The sequence below is a fragment of the Azospirillum halopraeferens DSM 3675 genome (assembly GCF_000429625.1).
Lineage (GTDB): Bacteria > Pseudomonadota > Alphaproteobacteria > Azospirillales > Azospirillaceae > Azospirillum > Azospirillum halopraeferens.
Map to the genome: position 1 here is coordinate 65,558 of NZ_AUCF01000027.1, position 18,856 is coordinate 84,413.

Below are 18,856 nucleotides of genomic sequence, written 5' to 3' on the forward strand. Positions count from 1 at the left end.
GGTGGTTTACGTCTGCTGCACGACCGACAGGAAGCAGGCCACCTCGCTGCCCAGTTTGGCCGATTCGTCCTTCAGGGCGCGTGCGGCGGCGAGCAGGTCCTCGGCGCTGGTGCCGGTCTCGCGCGCCTGACGGTCGACACCTTCGATGCTGCCGTTCACCGACCGGGTGCCGGCCGATGCCTGCTGCACGTTGCGGGCGATCTCCGAGGTGGCGGCGCCCTGCTGCTCGACCGCCGCCGCCACCGTCGTGGTGATCTCGCTGATGCGGCGGATGATGTCGACGATGGCGGTGATGGCGCCCACGGCCCGCTGGGTTTCGCCCTGGATGGAGCCCACCTGGCTCTGGATGTCCTCGGTCGCCCTGGCGGTCTGGTTCGCCAGGTTCTTCACCTCCTGCGCCACCACGGCGAAGCCCTTGCCCGCCTCGCCGGCCCGCGCCGCCTCGATCGTGGCGTTCAGCGCCAACAGGTTGGTTTGGCTGGCGATGTCGTTGATGAGGTTGACCACCTCGCCGATGCGGTGGGCGGCGTCGGCGAGGCCCTGGACGGTGGCGTTGGTGGTCTGCGCCTCGTTGACCGCGCGGTCGGCGACCCGCGTCGCCTCGCCCACATGGCGGCTGATCTCACCGATGGACGCGGCGAGTTCCTCGGCCGCAGCCGCCACCGTCTCGACGTTCGTCGACGCCTGCTGCGACGCGGCCGACACCGAGACCACGGCGGCCTGCGTCTCCTCGGCGTTGCGCGACAACCGTTCGGCGTTGCCCTGCATGCGCGAGGCGGATTCCGACACCGAGCGCACCACCACGTCGATGGTCCCGGCGAAGGCGCGGGTGGCGCGGTCCATCTCGTCGCGGCGGCGGGCCTGTTCGGCCTCGCCCTCGCGCCGCTGCCGATCCGCCGCGTCGGCCTCCTGCAACGACAGCCGGAAGCCCTCGACCGCGCGGGCCATGACGCCGATCTCGTCGCTGCGCCCCGTGTCCCCCACGGCGACCGTGTACTCTTTGCGGCCGATGGCGTCCATCGCCCCGGCCAGGCGGTGGACCGAGCGCATCTGCGCCTTCACATAAACGAAGGTGACGACGCACAGAACCACGCCGATGAGCAGCGACACCGCACCGATTCGCCAGCCCAGTTTGCCGATGACGGCATAAAACTCGCCGGACGGCATGCCCACGGCGATGGCGCCGACGGGTTTGCCCGACTCATCGCGCAGCGGCTGGTAGGAGACGAGGTAGTTCACCCCGCGCACGGGATACTCGCCGAGGAAGCCGGAACCGCGTGTCACCACCCGTTCGAAGATCTCCGCCGGCATCTCGCTGCCGACCGGGCGGCGGCCATCGGTGTCCACCAGCGTGGTGGAGACACGGACGTTGGCGCGGAACAGCGTGATGGTGACGCCCAGGGTGCGCTTGATCTCGTCCACCGGTTCGAAGGTGCCCTCCAGCAGGCGATCGCCGGCGGCCAGCTTGCCGTCGATCAGACGGTAGGGCCGGTTGTCGGGGTTCAGGATCTCCAGTGCGACGCGGATGTTCATCTCTTGCCGGGCGATCTCCTCCTTCTTCAGTTCGGTGGTCATGAAGAAGAGGGCGGAGGCGACGATGGCGGCACAGCTCACCAGCGTGCCGATGACGTTCAGGGCGACGAGCTTCCGGGTGAAGTCGAGACGGCTGAAGAGGCTCCCCATGGCGTGCTCCGGGCTGGGTTGTCGCGGCACGACCGTCGCCGTGCGCATGGACGGACGGTGCCGGAGAATCTTACGCCGCAGTGCAGCACGCCGCAATCGTGCGATGAAGATGAAATTCCGATAGATGAATTCAGGTGTATTCGCCGTCGCCATGCGCGCCGGCGTTGGGGTGCGGTGCGGCGCCCAGCGCGCGCAGTTCGGCGACGACGCGGTCCACCAGGTCCGGCACCCGGGCCGCGACGGCAGGCGACAGGTCCAGGCGGACCTCCATGCGCTCCGGCACGCAGCCGAACAGCACCAGGGTCTTCGGCTCCTCCCCGTGCAGGCGCAGGGTGGCCAGCAGGTCGGACAGACCGAGCTGGTGCGGCGACAGCTTGCCCTTGAAGAAGGCCGGCACCGCGTCGCCGGTCAGGCGCACCACCGTGGCCGGCGGCGCGCCCGTCTTCACGGCGTCGACGACGATCAGCGTGTCGTGGCTGGCGATGATGTCCAGCATGTCCATGCCGCAGGTGCCGCCGTCCACCACGCTGACGCCGTCGGGAACGGTCCAGCGTTCCTGGAGCGCTTCGATGACGCGCACGCCCACACCTTCATCGGACAGGAGGATGTTGCCGAGACCGAGGACGAGAATGGGCATGAGACCGGCTCCGCGGGCGGGAAGGGGACGAGGGTCGATACCCCGCCCCGCCCGGCGGGGCCGTGAAGTGGATCAATCCAACCGCACGCGGCGCCGTCAGGCCACCTTCACCTGATAGGTGCTGCGGCTCTCCGTATCGGTCAGGTGCACGGCGCAGGCCAGGCACGGGTCGAAGGAGTGGACGGTGCGGATCACCTCCAGCGGCTTTTCCGGATCGGCGACGGGGTTGTCGAGCAGCGCCGCCTCGTAGGGGCTGGGCTGATCGTTCTCGTCGCGCGGCCCGGCGTTCCAGGTGGTGGGGACGACGGCCTGATAGTTGCGGATCTTGCCGTTCTCGATGACCACCCAGTGGGAGAGGATGCCGCGCGGCGCCTCGTGGAAGCCGAAGCCGCGGATCTCGCCCTTCGGGAAGACCGGCTTGTTGAAGGTGGTGAAGTCGCCCTTGCCCAGGTTCTCCATCAGGAGCGTCCACTGGCGGCTCAGCTCCTCGTACAGCACGGCGGCGCGCACGGCGCGGGCGGCGTGGCGGCCGATGGTGGAGTGCAGGATGTCCGGTCCCACCGGCGCGCCGAGATGGCCCGACATCAGCGACAGGGCGGCGTTGGTCCAGCGCACCGTCGGCTCATGGCCGGCGGCGTACATGCACAGCACGTTGGCCAGCGGTCCCACCTGGGCGCGCTTGTCGTAGAAGGTCGGCGACTTGATCCAGGAATACTTGCCGTCGTCCTGCCAGTCGGTGTAGCGCGGCACCGTCTCCCCTTCGTAGGGGTGCAGGGCGCCCTTGCCGCCCTGGTACCAGGCATGCTTGACGCTCTCCTTCACCCCCTTCTCGAAATAGGGGTCGCCGAAGCCGCTGATGGCGTGGAAGCCGGCGGTGAGGTCGCCGCCTTCGATGAAGCCGCCGGGCAGCGCCATCTGCGTGCCCGTGGTGTCCAGCGGCATGTCCGGACAGGCGAGATAGTTGACGATGCCGCGCCCCACCTGCGTCCAGTCCGCGTACATGGCGCCGATGGCGCACACGTCGGGGATGTACACCTTGCGCACGAAGTCGCCCACCTCGTCGATCAACTGCTTGATGTAGTACAGCTTCTCCAGCGTCAGGGTGGACTGGCTGTCGAAGTTGATGGGGTTGGCGACACCGCCCACCGCCATGTTCTGGATGTGCGGCGTCTTGGAGCCGAGGATGGCCACCACCTTGTTGATGCGCCGCTGGAACTCGATGGCCTGGAGATAGTGGGTGGCGGCCAGCAGGTTCACCTCCGGCGTCAGCGTCATCGCCGGGTGGCCCCAGTAGCCCGACCCGAAGATGCCGAGCTGACCGGAGCCGACGAAGGCGGCCAGCCGCTTCTGCGCCTCGGCGAAGTCGGAGACGCCGTTCATGCTCCAGTCCGACAGGGACTGGGCGAGCTTGGCGGTGGCCGCCGGGTCGGCCTTGAGCGCCGAGACGATGTCCACGAAGTCGATCGCCGACAGGTGGTAGAAGTGCACGATGTGGTCGTGCACCGCGTGGGCGCCCTGGATCAGGTTGCGGATGTACTGGGCATTCAGCGGCACCTCCAGCTTCAGCGCGTTCTCCACCGCGCGCACCGAGGTGATGGCGTGCACCGTCGTGCAGACGCCGCAGATGCGCTGGGCGAACACCCAGGCGTCGCGCGGGTCCTTGCCCTGCAGGATCAGTTCGATCCCGCGCCACATCTGGCCCGACGCCCAGGCCTTGGTCACCTTGCCGCCGTCGACTTCGCAGTCCACCCGCAGATGGCCCTCGATGCGGGTGACGGGATCTACGACAATTCGCTGAGCCACGGTTCGTGTCCTCCAGAATCAGCCGCGCTGAGCGTCGACGGCGTGCATGACGGGAAGCGTCTTCACGAACAGGAGGTACAGGGCGACCTCCAGCGCGAAGATGCCGACGGTGACGAGGATTTCGCTGAGCGACGGGAAGTAGCTCCACGGGCCGACGGCCGGGGTGAACCCGATGAGGTAGACGTTCAGCCGGTAGACGATGCCGCCCGCCAGCAGCATCGAGGACGACACGAAGAGGGCGCGGGCGCGCCGGCGGTTGGCCGGCGGCACCAGCAGCAGCAGGCCGCCCGCCAGCAGCGCCGTCTCAACCCAGAACATGGCGCCGCCATGGGCGGTGAAGACCGCGTCGAGCTGGCCGCGCATGGCCAGATCGACGACGCGCAGGACGAGGAAGACCGCGCCGGTGGCCAGCATCAGCCCCGACAGCCTGGCCAGCAGCGGCGTTTCCATCGGCCGGCGGAAGCCCAGCGAGGACAGCACCGCCTCCCACACCACGATGGCGAAGCCCATCAGCACGGCGGTCATCAGGAAGAAGACCGGCAGCAACTGGGTCTGCCACAGCGGCGACAGCTTGTGCCCGACGATCACCATCATGGTGCCCAGCGACGACTGGTGCATGGTCGGCAGCAGCACGCCCAATGCGATGAAGATGAACAGCACCCGCGACAGGGTGCGGCGCAGCCCGGAGAAGCCGAAGCGTTCCAGCACCGCCGGCGTGAACTCGATGGTCAGCACGGTGACGTACGCCGCCACGCACAGCCCCACCTCCAGCATGACGGAGTTGGGCTGGGCGTACCAGGGCAGCACCATGTGGTAGAAGTTCCAGTAGCGGCCGAGGTCGACCAGCACGGCGACGCCGGCCAGGCCGTAGCCGAACAGGCTGGCCAGGATCGCCGGGCGCACCAGCGGGTGGTATTCGCCCTTGTTCAGGATGTAGACCAGCAGCGCCATCACATAGCCGGCGCAGCCGAAGGCGGTGCCGATGACGATGTCGACCGCCACCCAGATGCCCCAGGGGTAGCCGTCGGACAGGTTGGACACGGCGCCCAGCCCGTGGGCGTAGCGCTCCACCAGGATGAACCCGGCGATCACCACGAACAGCAGCGCCACCAGGAAGGGCAGGGTGAAGATCGGGCCGCCCAGGGGGCGGTGCTCGTGCGCGGCGGCATGCCCCGTGTGCGGGGTGGCGGCGGGCGCGGAAGCGGAGACGTACGTGGCCATGGTCGCGCCCCTCAATCGTCGTCGTGGTCGCGTGCGGTGCGGTGGGCCAGATAGGCCAGCCCGGCGAACAGCGCGGCCGGACCGACCATGCCGGCGTACAGCGTGTGCTGGATGCCTTCCGACAGGGTGGGGTAGCCGTTGTCCGGCACGTTCGTCGGCAGGTTCAGCTTGTCGAACGGCACCGCCGACACCGCCAGGCACTGGGTGCCGCCCAGCTCCCGCTCGCCGTAGATGTGCGGCAGATAGGCGGCGTGCACCGTCGCCTCATGACCGTCGCGCGGGCCGCCCACCGTGCCCGCGATGTCGCCGCGCGGGAAGTGGGTGCGCTCGCCCGGCGTCAGCGCCGTGCGCCGCTTCGCCTCGGCCAGCAGGTCGGGCGTCGGGCCGAACAGGGTGGCCCCGGTGGGGCAGACGTCGGCGCAGGCCGGCAGCGTGTTCTCGGCCAGCCGGTGCTTGCAGAGCTGGCACTTTTTGATCTCGCCGAAGGCGTCGTTGTAGTCGTAGCGGGGCACGCCGAAGGGGCAGGAGAGCACGCAGTAGCGGCAGCCGATGCAGGCGTCGGGGTCGTGGCTGACGATGCCCGACACCGGGTCCTTGGTCATCGCCGACACCGGGCACACCGAGACGCAGGACGGATCGGTGCAGTGCAGGCACTGGCGCTTGACGAAGGCGAAGCCGTCGGTCTCGCGGTCCTTCGCGGCCATGGTGCCGTGGGTGTAGACCTTGATGACGTTCAGCGTCCGGGCGGACAGGTCCACCGGGGTGTCCCACTGGCCGGCGTCGTTCCAGGCGGTCTGGTCCGGGCTGACGTCGGGGGGCATGCCGTTGGCGTCCTTGCACGCGGTGACACAGGCCTTGCAGCCGATGCACAGGGTGCTGTCGTAGAGCAGGCCGACGGCCTGCGGGGCCGCGGGCTTGGGCGGGCGTTGCAGGGCGGTGGCCGCCGGTGCGCCGGCCACCGCGGTGCAGGCGGCCGCGGCGGCGCCGGCGCCGCCTCTGACCGCCGTGCGCAGGAACGCGCGTCGCGATACGGACATGGCGGCCTCCTCAGGCGCCGGGGCCGGCGGACGTGCCGGACTCGTCGTGCTTCCCCAGACGACTGGCGATGACGGTGCCGGCGCCGACGGCGGCGCCGACGATGCCGGCCACCGCCGCCACCGCGCCCGGGCTGGCGCCCGCACCCTTCTCCGCGGCCACGCCGGGGTAGCTGTCGGGCGGCGCCACCGACTTCAGCGTCGCCAGCTCATGGATGGACTTGGTGAAGCCCACCCCCTCCTCGGTGCAGCCGAAGCAGGGGTGGCCGGTGCCCACCGGCCAGGTGCCCTGACCCACGTCGTTGAAGCCGATGGCGGGACAGTTGGCGTACGTCTCCGGCCCCTTGCAGCCCAGCTTGAACAGGCAGTAGCCCTGGCGGTGGCCGTAGTCGCCGAACTCCATCGCGAAGCGGCCGGCGTCGAAATGGGGCCGGCGCTCGCAGTTCTCGTGGATCAGGCGGCCGTAGGCGAACTTCGGCCGCCCCTTGTCGTCCAGCGCCGGCAGGGTGCCGAAGGCGATGAAGTGCAGCACCGTCGACAGGAAGTTGTAGGGGTTGGGAGGACAGCCGGGGATGGTGATGATCGGCTTGTCGGTGATGACGTCGCCCAGCCCGACCGCCCCGGTGGGGTTGACTCCGGTCGACGGCCAGCCGCCCCACGACGCGCAGGAGCCCATGGTGAGGATGGCGGCGGCCCCGGCCGCGCACTCCTCCACCTGTTCCCGGTAGGTCTTGCCGGCCACCTTGCAGTAGACGCCGCCGTCCTTGATCGGGACGGAGCCGTCGGTGACCATGATGTACTTGCCCCAGTTGTCCTTCATCGCCTGCTGCTTCCACGCCTCGGCCTGGTGGCCGCTGCCGGCGTTCAGCGTCTCGCAGTATTCCAGCGAGATCTGGCTGAGGATCAGGGTTTCCAGGCTGGGATGGCTGGTGCGCAGCAGCGTCTCGACGCAGCCGGTGCACGCCTGGCCGGACAGCCAGATGACCGCCGGCCGGTTGGCGGCGGCGGCGGCGGCGTTGGCGATGGTGACGCCCAGCGCCGGCGACAGGCCCAGCGCGGCGGCGACACCGGTGCAGTATTGCAGGAAATCGCGGCGCTTCATGCCGCCGAGCGCCCCGTCGTAACCGTCGAGGTCGCCGATGTGCTGATCGACGCACCCCTGCGCGTCGAGTGCCGCAAGACCGTCGGGCATGTTTCCCCCCAAAACCCTGGCGATGACTGCGTTTCCCCCTTGTCGGGGCCCCCGGCCTGAACGCGCCCGGCCACCGGCGCGGCGGCGCCGACGGCACAATATCCATAAAAATAATATGGATATAAAGACACAATTCGTCCGGGGTCATACCAGCAGCACCGGCGGCTTCGGGGCATTGATCTGCATCAATTCGCCACCTCCGGATGCGCAGTCCGGGCTGTCAACTTTAACGTGTCGTACGTCTGACTATTGCGCGGGCCCGCGGGTGGCGGCATACTCCGCGCGCCGGAACGACGGTGGCGCGACGCACCGGTCCGGGTGGGGACGGTGGCTGGGATGGCGGAAGACCGAACGGACGGAACGGCGGCTGGTCCGGGGCAGTTGCGGGCTCTGGAGCGGCGCATCGCCGAACTGGAGGCCGAGCAGCGGCGCTCGCAGGCGGCGCTGGAGCGCAGCCGCGCCGCCGAGGAGGCCCTGCGCGACCGCAACGAGCTGCTGAGTCTTGCCATGCGCGGGCCGAACGAGGGGTTGTGGGACTGGAATCCCGAAACCAAGGAACTGTTCCTGTCCGCCCGGCTGCTGTCGATCCTGGGATTCGACGGCGACACCGTGCGCACCACCACCCACGAGTGGCTGAAGATCGTCCACCGCGACGACCGTCCGGCCTACGAGGCGGCGGTGGCCGAGCACCTGAAGGGCCGTACCGACCATTTCGAGTGCGAGTACCGGGTTGCCGACCGAACGGGGGCGTGGCGCTGGGTGCTGGCGCGCGGGCTGGCTCTGCGCGGGGCGAACGGCCGGGCCTACCGGATGGTGGGGTCCATCGGCGACATCACCGCCCTGAAGGAGCGCGAAATGGCCTTGCGGCGCAGCGAGGCGCGCTTCCGTTCGCTGATCCGCGCCGCGCCGGGCATCATCCTGGTGCTCGACGACGACGGGCGGATCCAGGACATGAGCCGGGAGGCCGAGCGCATCTTCGGCGTCGTCGCGGTTGAACGGATCGGCCGGCATTGGCGGGAGCTGGGCGGCGGGGAGGCGGACGGGCCGTTCGCCACCCATCTGGCCGCCGTCGCGGCGGGCCGTGATGCCCGCCAGTTCGAGCACGCCCGCCAGGACGCCGCCGGCGGCGAGCGGGTGGTGCTGTGGACGATCAGCCGCCTGGCCGATGCCGATGCGGCGACGGCCGCCGTCGTTTGCGTCGGCCAGGACATCACGCCGCGCAAGCGCGCGGAGCGGGCGCTGCGGCGCGCCCACGGCGAACTGGAACGCCACGTGGCCGACCGCACCCGCGCCCTTCTCCAGGAGATCCAGGAGCGGCGCCGCGCCGAGGCGGAGCTGATGCAGGCCAAGGAGCAGGCGGAACTGGCCAACCGCGCCAAGAGCGAGTTCCTGGCCAACATGAGCCATGAGCTGCGCACCCCCCTGAACGCAATCATCGGCTTCTCGACGATGATGGAAAGCGAGCTGGTCGGCCCGCTGGGCCATCCCCGGTACCGGGAGTACGCCGCCGTCATCCGCAAGTCGGGTGAGCACCTGCTGGCCGTCATCAACGACATCCTCGACGTCGCCAAGATCGAGGCGGGGCGGTTCGAGATCCATCCGCAGCCCATGGACATCCGCGACGCGGTCGACAGCTCCGTCCTGCTGATCCGAGAACGCGCCGTCGCGCAGGGGGTCGCGCTGCACGTCGCCGTGGCCGACGGCACGCCCCCGGTCCTGGCGGACCCGGTGCGGGTGAAGCAGATCCTGCTGAACCTGCTGTCCAACGCGGTGAAGTTCACGCCGGAGGGCGGGTCCGTCAGCCTGGCGGTGCGCGGCGATCCCGACGGTCCGGGCGGGCCGGCGGTGCTGGCGGAGGTGGCGGACACCGGCATCGGCATGGACGCCGACGGCCTGGCGCTGGCCATGCAGCCCTTCGGGCAGGTGGACAGCCAGCTTCTGCGCCGCGCCGGCGGCACCGGCCTGGGGCTGCCGCTGGTCCGCTCCTTCGTGGAGATGCACGGCGGCACGCTGCACATCGACAGCGCCGAGGGGCAGGGGACCACGGTGCGCGTGCGCCTGCCCGTGGCCGCGCCGGAGCCCGCGGGGCCGCCGGAATCCTTTTGATGGAATTTCGGGAATAGACATGGCGCCGCCGGCGTTCGTCGCCGTGGAAGTCCCCTGACCACCCCCACCAGCCGATCCCCATCCCCGCCATGGCCACCGCGATCCGCCGTCCGCTGTCCGCCGCCTTGCCGGCCGCCCTGCTGCTCCTCCTGTCCGCCTGCAATCTCGATGGTGGCGACGTGGCGACGGGCGGCTCCGCCGCCTCCACCGCGTCCGCCCTGCGCTATGCCGCGCGGGCCGAGGCGTCGCACCCCGCCTGGGGCGATCCCGGCTGGAGCATGCAGTACGCCCACAACGGTCAATGCGACGATCCGCGCTACCGCACCTCCAACGGCGGGCGGGCCCGGCCCGGCACCGACGAGCACGACTGCGACCTTTACGGCGATGGGCTGAAGTAACGGCGCCGTTCAGGCGTCGGCAGCGGCAGCGGCGACAGCGCCGGTGTCGGCCGGCTGCTCCGCCGTGGCCGGGGCCAGCACCGCGCGGCAGGCGTCGTAGAGTGCCGCGACGTAGACGCTGTCGGTGAGGAACTGGGCGTTGCCGAAATAGAGCGGCACCTCCGGCAGCACCGGCAGTTCCACCTTCAGCACCGCGGTGTCGGCCGGTCCGATGCACCAGGACGGGATGATGGAGAAGCCCAGCCCCTCCTCGACGCAACGCTTGACGCTGGAACTGCCGGAGGTGGACAGGGCGATATCCGGCGGGGCGCCGCCCTTGGTCAGGAAGTCCACCGCCAGGTTGCGCAGGGTCTGCCCCGGCTCGTAGGTGATGAACGGCCGCCCGGCGGTCCACGCGGCCGCCCGTTCCGGCGCCGGCGGCGGCCCCCAGGCGCGCGGGAACACCAGGGCCAGCCGGTAGGTGCTGAGCAGGCGCTGCGGCACCACCGGGTCGCCGAAGAACCGCTCGCTCACGCACACGTCCAGGCTGCCGTTCTTCACCATCTCCGCCAGCACGGTGTCCCGTTCGTACGCCAGGATCTCCACGCCGGGGAACCGTTCGCGAAAGCGCATCAGCACCGCCGGGAAGAAATAGAAGAAGATCGCCTGCGGCAGGCCGATGCGCAGCATCGGCCGCTGCTTGCGGATCACCAGCGACAGCCGCTCCAGCATGGTGTCCAGTTCAGGGTGGAGCAGCGCGTACAGCGAGCGTCCGCGCGGCGTCAGGGCGACCTGCTTCACGCCCTGTTCGGAATGGACGAGGCGTTCGCCCAGGATCTGTTCCAGCCGCCGCACATGGTTCGCCGCGGACTGGTAGGACAGGCCCAGGTTGCGCGCTGCGGCGGAATAGGACCCGTGCCGGGCGACCATGTAAAAGGTCTGGATGAGGGTCAGGCTGATGTCGGTCATCGCGAGTGGCCGTCCCGTGGTCCGCGCACCCGTTCGATGGTAGCACCCGGCGGGGCGGGGGCAAGCATCATCGACCACTTCCAAGAATTCGGGGAAACCGCCTGCGGCCATTTGTATCGACCGCGGGGGCGCCGCGGGCGACCATCCCCCCGGAACGAACCAACCCGGTGTGCCATCCATGGCCCATACACCCCGAAGCGTCGTGATCGTCGGTGCCGGAATCGTCGGCATCTCCGCCGCGTACTTCCTGAGCCGCGCCGGCGTCCGCCCCGTGGTCGTCGACACCGCCGCCCCGGCGGCGGGCGCCACCGGCGCCTCCGACGGGGCCGTGTCGGTGGCCAGCAAGCGGCCGGGCGTCCTGATGGACCTGGCCCGCGCCGGGGTGGCCTTCTACGCCGCGTTGGCCCGCGACGGCGTGCTGGACGGCGCCTTCGCCCGCCGCCCCACCTTCCTGGTCGCCGGCACGGCGGCGGAGGAGGCGGTGCTGCATCGCCACGCCCGCAGCCTGGCCGACGCCGGCGTGGCCGTGCGCGCCCTGTCCGGTCCGGAGCTGGCGGCGCGCCTGCCGATGGCCGCGCCGTCCGTGCGGCTGGCGGTGGAGGTGGCCGACGATGGCCACGCCGTGGGCTACGAGGTGGTGGACCGGCTGCGCCGCGCCGGCGGCTTTCCGGTGCTGCGCAACCGCCGCGTCGTCGCCCTGGACGAGCGCGACGGCCGGGTGCGCGGCGTGCACCTGGCGGACGGGGAGATCATCGGTGGCGACGCCGTGCTGGTCGCGGCGGGCACCGGCTCGGCCGTCCTGCTGGGGCTGGAGGATGTGCTGCGGCCGCGGCGCGGCCAGCTTCTGGTGACGGAACGGGCGGATGGCGGCCCGCGCCTGCCGGGACCGCTGATGTCCGCCCGCTACCTCGTCAGCAAGGGCAGCGTCGGCGACGCCGGTCCGGCGGCACGCAGTTTCGGCCTGGTCATCGACCCGCTGCGCACCGGCCAGCTCCTCATCGGCGGCACGCGCGAGGAGGACGGGGACGCCCGGCGCACCGACCTGGCGGCCGCCCGCCACCTGCTGGCCGCGGCGGCCGACCTCTGTCCCGCGGTGGCCGACCTGCGGCTGCTGCGCATCTTCGCCGGCGTGCGCGTGGCGGTGCGCGACGGGGTGCCGCTGGTCGGCCCCCATCCCACCCGGCCCGGCCTGTGGATCGCCACCGGTTTCGAGGGGGACGGGATCTGCCTCGGCCCTCTGATGGGGCGTGTCCTGCAGCAGCGCCTGTGCGGCGAGGCGCCCGTGGCGGACACCGCCCCCCTTGATCCCGCCCGCTTTCCGGCCCCGGCGAGGGCGGCATGAGCGGCGGCGCGACCTTCCTCTGGCGGGGGCGTCCGGTGCCGGCCGTCGCCGGCGACACCTTCGCCGCCGCCCTGGACCGCGCCGGCGTACGCGTTCTGGGCCGCGAGCCGAGCGGGCTGCCGCGCCGCTATTTCTGCGGCATCGGGGCGTGCCAGGGGTGCGTCATCCGCGTCGACGGGACCCTCGTCGAAGCCTGCCTGACCCCGGTGCGCCCCGGTGCGGTGGCGGAACCGGTTGCCGGTGAAGGAGGCGGTCATGACTGAGACCCCCGTCCTGGTGATCGGCGGCGGCCCCGCCGGCATCGCCGCGGCCTGCACCCTGGCGGCGGCCGGCCTGCCGGTAACGCTGGTGGAGCAGGGCGACCGCCCCGGCGGCGCCATTCACCGCCGGCCCGCCGACGCGGCGACGCCGCCGGTGCCGGCCCCGCCGGGGCAGGAGGACCGCTGGCGCGCTCTGGAGGCCGGGCTGGCCGCAGCCGCCGAGCGGGTCACGGTGCGCACGCGCTGCCTGTTCCTGGGGGTCGATGCCGACGGATTGTGCCTGATCGAGGACCGCGCGGTGGCCCGCGTCGACGCCCTGGCGCCGCGCGCCCTGGTGCTGGCGGTCGGCGCGGTGGAGCGGGTGCGCCCGGTGCCGGGCTGGCATCACGCCGGCGTGGTCACCGCCGGCGGCTTGCAGGTGATGATGAAGCGGACCGGGCGGGTGCCGGACGGCCGCTGGGTGCTGGCGGGCTCCGGTCCGCTGCTGATGGCCGTGGCGTCGCAGATGAGCGCGCTCGGCCGCCCGCCCCTGGCCCTGCTGGAGGCGTCCGTCCCCCTCGGCCCGGCGGCGGCGGCCCTGCTGGCCGCGCCGGAGTACCTGGCCGAGGGCGCCTGGCACGCCGGTAACCTGCTGCGCCGCCGGGTGCCCGTGCGCGCCGGCTGGCGGCTGGAGCGGATCGAGGCGGCGGACGGCGGGCTGCGCCTGCTGGCGCGCGACCGCCGCGGCCGCCGGCACACCCTCGACACCGACCGGGTGGCCCTGCACGACGGCATCCGGCCCAACGATTTCGGCCTGGCGGAGGAGGGGGACGCCTGCGGCTTCCCGGTGGTTCGGGCGGGCGACTGCCGGGAGGTGCTGGGCGGCCGGGCCGCCGTCGCCGACGGCCGCGCCGCAGCGCTGCGGGTGCTCGACCGGCTCGGCCGGCCCCATCCGGACGGCCCCGCTCCGGGGCCGGTGCTGGCCCGCCACCGCCGCGCCCAGGCGGCGCTGGCGCGGCTGTACGACGGGGCGGCCTCCGGCACCCTGTCGCTGCCCGACGACACCGTGCTGTGCCGCTGCGAGAACCGCACGGTGGGCGACCTGCGGGCCGCCCTGGAGGGCGACCGACCGTCCCCGCGCGAGGTCCGGCTGACCGCCCGCTTCGGCATGGGTGCCTGCCAGGGCCGCTTCTGCGCCGACTGGGTCGTCGCCGCCCTGCGCGAGCGGGGGGCGGCGGAGGCCGAGGCCGCAGCGGCGGCCATGACCGGCCGGCGCTGGCCCCTGCGCCCGGTGCCGATCCGGGCCTTCCTCGATCAGAACACCACCCGCGCCGCAGAGCGCGATGAACACGCCCGCGCCGATGAGCGCGAAACCGATACGGAGCGGACATGACGGCATTGCACTGGGCCGAAGGGCCGGCCCGCGGCCACACCCTGACGGTCACCAACCCCTTCGACGGCACCCCCGTGGGCGAGGTCGCGGCGGCGGACGCCGCGGCGGTGGCCCTGGCGGTGCAGCGCGCCCGGCGCGCCGCGGCGGAGTTCCGGCACTCCACGCCGGCCGAGCGGCGGGCCCTGCTCGACCGCCTGGCCGACGCCATCGCCGCCGAGGCGGAGCCGCTGGCGCAGACCATCTGCCGCGAGGTCGGCAAGACCATCCGCGAGGCGCGCAACGAGGTACGGCGGGCGCAGAACACCCTGCGCCTGTCCGGCGAGACCGCGGCCTTCCTGGACGGCGAGGTGCTGAACTGCGCCATCGTCGCCGGCGCCGCCCGCCGCCGGGCGGTCATCACCTACGAGCCGGTGGGCGTGGTGGGGGCCATCACGCCCTTCAACTACCCCCTCAACCTGCTGTGCCACAAGCTGGGTCCGGCCATCGCCGCGGGCAACGCGGTGGTCGCCAAGCCGTCGCCCAAGGCGCCGCTGGCAGCGCAGCGCCTGGCCGAACTGGCCGCGGTCGCGGGGTTCCCGCCCGACCTGTTTCAGGTGGTGCACGGCGGCGCCGACACCGCCCTGGCCCTGGCGCAGGCGCCCATCGATCTGCTGAGCTTCACCGGCGGGCCGGACGCCGGGCTGGCGCTGAAGCGGGCCAGCGGGCTGGTGCGCTGCCTGATGGAGCTGGGCGGCAACGACCCCCTGTTCGTCCTGCCCGACGCGGACCTGGAGCGCGCCGTCGCCACCGCGGTGGCGCAGCGCACCGAGATCGCCGGCCAGAGCTGCGCCGCCGTCAAGAAGCTGTACCTGCACACCGCCATCGCCGACCCGTTCCTGGAGCGGCTGACCGCCGCCGTCGCCGCGGTGCGCACCGGCGACCCCATGGATGAGGCCACCGACATGGGCCCGGTGATCGACGAGGAGGCCGCCGGGCGCGTGGTCCGGCGCGTCGCCGATGCGCGGGCGGCCGGTGCGCGGCTGCTGCTGGGCGGCGAGCGCCGCGGCGCCCTGGTGGCGCCGACGCTGATCGACGCGGTGTCCCCGGACACCGAGCTGCTGCGCGAGGAGACCTTCGGGCCGGTGATCGCCGTCCGCCGCTTCGACGACATCGGCGCCGCCATCGCCGAGGTCAACGCCAGCCCCTACGGCTTGCAGGCCGGCGTCTTCACCAACGACCACGCGGCGGTGCGGCGGTTCGCCCGCGAGCTGTCGGTCGGTGGCGTGATGATCAACGAGGGGCCGGATTTCCGGGCGGAGCACGTGCCGTTCGGCGGCATCAAGCGCAGCGGGCTCGGCCGCGAGGGGGTGCGGATCGCCGCCCGCGAGATGAGCGAGCCCAAGGTCGTCATCGACGAAGCCTGAACGGGAGGACCCCCATGCGCATCGGCATCCATGGCGCCTCCGGGCGCGTCGGCGCCCGGCTGGTGCAGGCGGTGCTCGCCATGCCCGACCTGGAGCTGGGGGCGGCGCTGGTGTCGCCGGGATCGCCCCGGCTGGGCACCCCGGTGGACGGCGGCCACGGCATGGAGTACCGGGCGGCCGATGCCGCCCACCGCTCCCACTGCGACGTGCTGATCGACTTCTCCGCGCCCGCCGCCACCCTGCGCCTGCTGGACCTGATGGGGGACCGGCCGATCCCCGTGGTGGTCGGCACCACCGGCTTCGACAGCCGCGGCGAGGCGGCGCTCACCGCCGCCGCGGCAGTGCGGCCGCTGCTGGTGGGGGCCAACTTCGCCCTGGGGTTCGAGGCGTTCGCGGCGGCCGTCCGCCGCATCGCCGCCCTGCTGCCCGACGCCGCCCCGGTGGTGTCGGAAACCTACCACGCCCGCAAGAAGGCGGAGCCGTCGGGCACCTCGCGGCGGCTGGCCGCCGACATCGCCGATGCCCGCGGCGCGCCGCCCGGCGCCTCGGTGCCCATCGAGGTGCACCGGGAGGGCGACACCGTCGGCGTCAACGCCGTCCGCTTCGACCCCGGCGTCACCGAACTGCGCATGAGCTTCACCGTCCACACGCTGGACGCCTACGCCCGCGGGGCGCTGGAGGGGGCGCGCTGGCTGGCCCGGCCGGGCCGCGCGCCGGGCCGCTACAGCCCCGCCGATACGCTGGACGCCTGAGCGTCCGGACAGACCAGGGAGATTTCGGACCCATGCCGTCCGCCGCTTTCGACCGCACCCGCCTGGCGGGTGTCTTCACCGCCCTCGTCACCCCGCTGCGCGACGGCGCCGTGGACGGTGCGGCCTTCGACCGGCTGCTCGACCGCCAGCTCGCGGCCGGCGTTGCCGGGGTGGTGCCGCTGGGCACCACGGGCGAGGCCGCGACCCTCGACGACGGGGAGAGCCGCGACATCCTGCGCCGCACCGTCGCCCGCTGCGCCGGCCGTGCCTTCGTGCTGGCCGGGGCCGGCGCCAACGACACGGCGAAGGCCGTGGCGGCGGCCCGGCGCGCCGCCGACCTGGGGGCCGACGGGCTGCTGGTGGTCACCCCCTATTACAACAAGCCCGGCCAGAGCGGGCTGTACGCCCATTACGCGGCGGTGGCCGCGGCGACGCCGCTGCCCGTCGTGCTCTACAGCGTTCCCGGCCGCTGCGGCGTGGAGATCGCGCCGGAGACCGCCGGCCGCCTCGCCCGCGACCTGCCGACGGTGGTCGGCATCAAGGAGGCCGGCGGCCGGGCCGAGCGGGTGACCCAACTGCGCCGGGTCTGCGGGCCGGACTTCGTCATTCACTGCGGCGACGACGCCCTGACCCTGCCGTTCCTGGCGCTGGGCGCCGTGGGGGTGACCAGCGTGCTGTCCAACGTCGTCCCGGCGGAGGTGGTCGCCATGGTCGCCGCGGCGCGGGCGGGCGACGGGGCGGCGGCGCGGGCCGCTCACGACCGGCTGTTCGGCCTGACCGAGACCCTGTTCCTGGAAGGGAACCCGGTGCCGGTCAAGGCCGCCCTGGCGGCGCTGGGGCTGATGGACGACGGTGTACGCCTGCCGCTGGCGGCGGCCGGGGAGGAGACGCGCGTACGGCTGCGGACCGAGCTGGAAGGGCTGGGGCTGACCGGTGTCGGCGCCGCCTCCTACAAGAAAGACCATAGGTCCGCTGCCGACTCTTGCATTGCCCCTTTCCCCTGACCGGCTACGGTATTCCGGGAGGACTCGTGTGGGGGGATACGGTGACGACCCGCGGCGCTTCGCTACCGGAGCGTCCGGCAACCATTCATAACAACGGAACAGGGCGACTCATCATGAAGATGTTCAAGAAAGGACTTGCTTCTCTTCTGCTCGCCATGGTCGCGGCGACCGGCCTGGCGGGTGCGGCGGTTGCGCAGGAGAAGGACACGCTCGACCAGATCCGCGAGCGCGGGGTTCTGCGCGTTCCCGGCATCCTCAACGAAGACCCCTATTTCAACAAGGACCCGCGCACCGGCGAGTGGCGCGGCTTCGCCATCGAGATGGCCCGCGACATCGCCGAGACGCTGGGCGTGAAGCTGGAGGTGGTGGAATCCTCCTGGGCGAACTCGATCCTCGACGTGCAGTCGGGCAAGGCCGACCTGGCGCTCGCCCTGACGGCGCTGCCCAAGCGCGCCATGTCCGTGTATTTCACGGCGCCGACCTACTACAACAGCTTCGTGGTCGTCTCCCCCAAGCCGGAGCTGGCGTCGCTGACCTGGGCGCAGCTCAACGACCCGAAGTACACGCTGGCGGTGGACATCGGCTCCTCGCAGGACCTGATCGCCCAGCAGTACCTGCCCAAGGCGCGGATGCTGCGCTTCAAGACCCGTGACGAGGCGATCATCGCGGTGTCCACCGGCAAGGCCGACGGCATCGTCAACACCGTGCTGAACGGCATGGTGATGATCAAGCGCAACCCGGCCCTGGGCAAGGTCCACGTGCCGCGGCCCACGCTGTCGTCGCCGTCGGTGGTCGGCCTGAACTACGCCACGGGCGAGCGGTGGAAGCAGTTCGTCTCCGCCTGGGCCGAGTACAACCGCCGCGTCGGCAACAATCAGACCTGGATTCTCAAGGGGCTGGAGCCGTTCGGCATCAGCGCCGACGACCTTCCCGAAGGCTTCGACTTCGGCGGTTGAGGCCGGCCGCGGCCCGCGGTGTCGGGTGCCGCGGGCCGCAACCGGATCTATCGGGGAGGGATGAGATGTATCATTGGGACTTCCAGGTGGTGGTTCAATCCTGGGACCTGTTCCTGATCGGGCTGTGGTTGACGCTGCTCTACACCGTCGGCTCGATTGTTCTGGGTGTCGTCATCGGGCTGCTGGTGTGTTTCGCACGCCTGTCGGATTTCGCCGTCGTGCGCATCGCGGCGCGGTCCTATCAGGAAATCTTCCGCTGCACGCCGCTGCTGGTGCAGATTCTCTGGTTCTACTACGCGCTGCCGCTGCTGATCGGTGTCAGCATTGACAATTCGGTGGCGGCGATCCTCACCCTGTCGCTGTACGTGGGCGCCTTCTACGCGGAGATCTTCCGCGGCGGCATCGCCTCCATCGAGCGCGGCCAGCACGAGGCGGCGGCGGCGCTGGGGATGTCGGGCGGGCAGGCGATGCGCCGCATCATCCTGCCCCAGGCGGCCAAGCGCATGCTCCCCGCCTTCATCAACCAGTCGGTCATCCAGTTCAAGAACACCTCGCTGATCTCCGTCATCTCGGTGGGTGAACTGGCGTACATGGCCGCCGTGGTGAACGGCGAGACGTACCGCCCGCTGGAAGCCTACACGGTGGTGGCGGTCCTGTACTTCCTGCTGCTGTTCCCGCTGACGCAGATGGCCGACCGGCTGGAGCGCCACCTGAGGGTGAGCGACTGATGGACGAAAGCACGCTG

The 18,856-nt window shown here is 71.7% G+C and carries 17 protein-coding genes; 10 read left to right on the forward strand and 7 right to left on the reverse strand.

What is annotated here, in order from left to right; translation table 11 throughout:
- Positions 1 to 6: 6 nt before the first annotated feature.
- From G472_RS34400 to G472_RS0119785, 6 genes are all read right to left on the reverse strand, one after another.
- Positions 7 to 1,683: a methyl-accepting chemotaxis protein gene (locus G472_RS34400; protein WP_051341049.1), complete on the reverse strand. Its 1,677-nt coding sequence runs from the start codon at positions 1,681 to 1,683 to the stop codon at positions 7 to 9.
- A 130-nt stretch (positions 1,684 to 1,813) separates the two neighbouring features.
- The gene (locus G472_RS34405) at positions 1,814 to 2,320 is read right to left on the reverse strand and encodes a HyaD/HybD family hydrogenase maturation endopeptidase (protein WP_051341050.1); all 507 of its coding nucleotides are present in this window, start codon (positions 2,318 to 2,320) and stop codon (positions 1,814 to 1,816) included.
- 96 nt (positions 2,321 to 2,416) lie between these two features.
- Complete coding sequence (locus tag G472_RS0119770) at positions 2,417 to 4,123, reverse strand: nickel-dependent hydrogenase large subunit (RefSeq protein WP_029009764.1); 1,707 nt, start codon at positions 4,121 to 4,123, stop codon at positions 2,417 to 2,419.
- An 18-nt stretch (positions 4,124 to 4,141) separates the two neighbouring features.
- The gene (gene hybB / locus G472_RS0119775; protein WP_051341051.1) at positions 4,142 to 5,344 is read right to left on the reverse strand and encodes a Ni/Fe-hydrogenase cytochrome b subunit; all 1,203 of its coding nucleotides are present in this window, start codon (positions 5,342 to 5,344) and stop codon (positions 4,142 to 4,144) included.
- Positions 5,345 to 5,355: 11 nt separating this feature from the next.
- A complete protein-coding gene (gene hybA, locus G472_RS0119780; protein ID WP_029009766.1) occupies positions 5,356 to 6,381 on the reverse strand; it encodes a hydrogenase 2 operon protein HybA in 1,026 nt (341 codons plus the stop codon).
- 10 nt (positions 6,382 to 6,391) lie between these two features.
- Positions 6,392 to 7,570, reverse strand: a complete 1,179-nt coding sequence (locus G472_RS0119785) for a hydrogenase small subunit (RefSeq protein ID WP_029009767.1) — start codon at positions 7,568 to 7,570, stop codon at positions 6,392 to 6,394.
- A gap of 336 nt (positions 7,571 to 7,906) precedes the next feature.
- On the opposite strand from G472_RS0119785, the gene G472_RS34410 reads away from it, so the two are divergent.
- Together G472_RS34410 and G472_RS0119795 are read left to right on the forward strand one after the other, a co-directional pair.
- A complete protein-coding gene (locus tag G472_RS34410; RefSeq protein ID WP_084536784.1) occupies positions 7,907 to 9,676 on the forward strand; it encodes a hybrid sensor histidine kinase/response regulator in 1,770 nt (589 codons plus the stop codon).
- A gap of 89 nt (positions 9,677 to 9,765) precedes the next feature.
- On the forward strand, positions 9,766 to 10,074 hold the full coding sequence (locus tag G472_RS0119795; RefSeq protein ID WP_029009768.1) for a hypothetical protein: 309 nt from the start codon (positions 9,766 to 9,768) through the stop codon (positions 10,072 to 10,074).
- A 9-nt stretch (positions 10,075 to 10,083) separates the two neighbouring features.
- On the opposite strand, the gene G472_RS34415 is transcribed toward G472_RS0119795, so the two are convergent.
- A complete protein-coding gene (locus G472_RS34415) occupies positions 10,084 to 11,022 on the reverse strand; it encodes a LysR family transcriptional regulator (protein ID WP_084536785.1) in 939 nt (312 codons plus the stop codon).
- Between the two features lie 178 nt (positions 11,023 to 11,200).
- Between G472_RS34415 and G472_RS0119805 the strand changes: the two genes are divergently transcribed.
- The 8 genes from G472_RS0119805 (at position 11,201) to G472_RS0119840 (ending at position 18,839) form a co-directional block, all read left to right on the forward strand.
- Positions 11,201 to 12,364 carry an NAD(P)/FAD-dependent oxidoreductase gene (locus G472_RS0119805; RefSeq protein WP_029009769.1) on the forward strand — a complete coding sequence of 388 codons (1,164 nt, stop codon included), beginning with the start codon at positions 11,201 to 11,203 and terminating at the stop codon, positions 12,362 to 12,364.
- Positions 12,361 to 12,627 carry a 2Fe-2S iron-sulfur cluster-binding protein gene (locus tag G472_RS34420; protein ID WP_051341052.1) on the forward strand — a complete coding sequence of 89 codons (267 nt, stop codon included), beginning with the start codon at positions 12,361 to 12,363 and terminating at the stop codon, positions 12,625 to 12,627. Before G472_RS0119805 ends, G472_RS34420 begins: the two co-directional genes overlap by 4 nt.
- Positions 12,620 to 13,996 carry an FAD-dependent oxidoreductase gene (locus G472_RS34425; protein WP_084536786.1) on the forward strand — a complete coding sequence of 459 codons (1,377 nt, stop codon included), beginning with the start codon at positions 12,620 to 12,622 and terminating at the stop codon, positions 13,994 to 13,996. Before G472_RS34420 ends, G472_RS34425 begins: the two co-directional genes overlap by 8 nt.
- The gene (locus tag G472_RS0119820; RefSeq protein WP_029009770.1) at positions 13,993 to 15,399 is read left to right on the forward strand and encodes an aldehyde dehydrogenase family protein; all 1,407 of its coding nucleotides are present in this window, start codon (positions 13,993 to 13,995) and stop codon (positions 15,397 to 15,399) included. The genes G472_RS34425 and G472_RS0119820 overlap by 4 nt, the downstream gene beginning before the upstream one ends.
- 14 nt (positions 15,400 to 15,413) lie before the next feature.
- The gene (locus G472_RS0119825; protein WP_029009771.1) at positions 15,414 to 16,151 is read left to right on the forward strand and encodes a 4-hydroxy-tetrahydrodipicolinate reductase; all 738 of its coding nucleotides are present in this window, start codon (positions 15,414 to 15,416) and stop codon (positions 16,149 to 16,151) included.
- A 32-nt stretch (positions 16,152 to 16,183) separates the two neighbouring features.
- Positions 16,184 to 17,155, forward strand: coding sequence for a 4-hydroxy-tetrahydrodipicolinate synthase (gene dapA / locus G472_RS34430; protein ID WP_084536787.1), 972 nt, complete (start codon positions 16,184 to 16,186; stop codon positions 17,153 to 17,155).
- Between the two features lie 113 nt (positions 17,156 to 17,268).
- Positions 17,269 to 18,111 (forward strand): transporter substrate-binding domain-containing protein, encoded by an 843-nt coding sequence (locus tag G472_RS0119835; protein ID WP_029009772.1) that lies wholly within the window; start codon positions 17,269 to 17,271, stop codon positions 18,109 to 18,111.
- A gap of 65 nt (positions 18,112 to 18,176) precedes the next feature.
- Positions 18,177 to 18,839, forward strand: coding sequence for an amino acid ABC transporter permease (locus G472_RS0119840; RefSeq protein ID WP_029009773.1), 663 nt, complete (start codon positions 18,177 to 18,179; stop codon positions 18,837 to 18,839).
- Positions 18,840 to 18,856 lie beyond the last annotated feature (17 nt).

Coding starts and splice junctions, on each gene's coding strand:
- G472_RS34415 (WP_084536785.1), bottom strand. CDS start 11,022: ATGACCGACATCAGCCTGACCCTCATCCAGACCTTTTACATGGTCGCC.
- dapA (WP_084536787.1), top strand. CDS start 16,184: ATGCCGTCCGCCGCTTTCGACCGCACCCGCCTGGCGGGTGTCTTCACC.
- G472_RS0119840 (WP_029009773.1), top strand. CDS start 18,177: ATGTATCATTGGGACTTCCAGGTGGTGGTTCAATCCTGGGACCTGTTC.
- G472_RS34410 (WP_084536784.1), top strand. CDS start 7,907: ATGGCGGAAGACCGAACGGACGGAACGGCGGCTGGTCCGGGGCAGTTG.
- G472_RS0119795 (WP_029009768.1), top strand. CDS start 9,766: ATGGCCACCGCGATCCGCCGTCCGCTGTCCGCCGCCTTGCCGGCCGCC.
- hybA (WP_029009766.1), bottom strand. CDS start 6,381: ATGTCCGTATCGCGACGCGCGTTCCTGCGCACGGCGGTCAGAGGCGGC.
- G472_RS0119805 (WP_029009769.1), top strand. CDS start 11,201: ATGGCCCATACACCCCGAAGCGTCGTGATCGTCGGTGCCGGAATCGTC.
- G472_RS0119835 (WP_029009772.1), top strand. CDS start 17,269: ATGAAGATGTTCAAGAAAGGACTTGCTTCTCTTCTGCTCGCCATGGTC.
- G472_RS34405 (WP_051341050.1), bottom strand. CDS start 2,320: ATGCCCATTCTCGTCCTCGGTCTCGGCAACATCCTCCTGTCCGATGAA.
- G472_RS34400 (WP_051341049.1), bottom strand. CDS start 1,683: ATGGGGAGCCTCTTCAGCCGTCTCGACTTCACCCGGAAGCTCGTCGCC.
- G472_RS0119825 (WP_029009771.1), top strand. CDS start 15,414: ATGCGCATCGGCATCCATGGCGCCTCCGGGCGCGTCGGCGCCCGGCTG.
- hybB (WP_051341051.1), bottom strand. CDS start 5,344: ATGGCCACGTACGTCTCCGCTTCCGCGCCCGCCGCCACCCCGCACACG.
- G472_RS0119820 (WP_029009770.1), top strand. CDS start 13,993: ATGACGGCATTGCACTGGGCCGAAGGGCCGGCCCGCGGCCACACCCTG.
- G472_RS34425 (WP_084536786.1), top strand. CDS start 12,620: ATGACTGAGACCCCCGTCCTGGTGATCGGCGGCGGCCCCGCCGGCATC.
- G472_RS0119785 (WP_029009767.1), bottom strand. CDS start 7,570: ATGCCCGACGGTCTTGCGGCACTCGACGCGCAGGGGTGCGTCGATCAG.
- G472_RS34420 (WP_051341052.1), top strand. CDS start 12,361: ATGAGCGGCGGCGCGACCTTCCTCTGGCGGGGGCGTCCGGTGCCGGCC.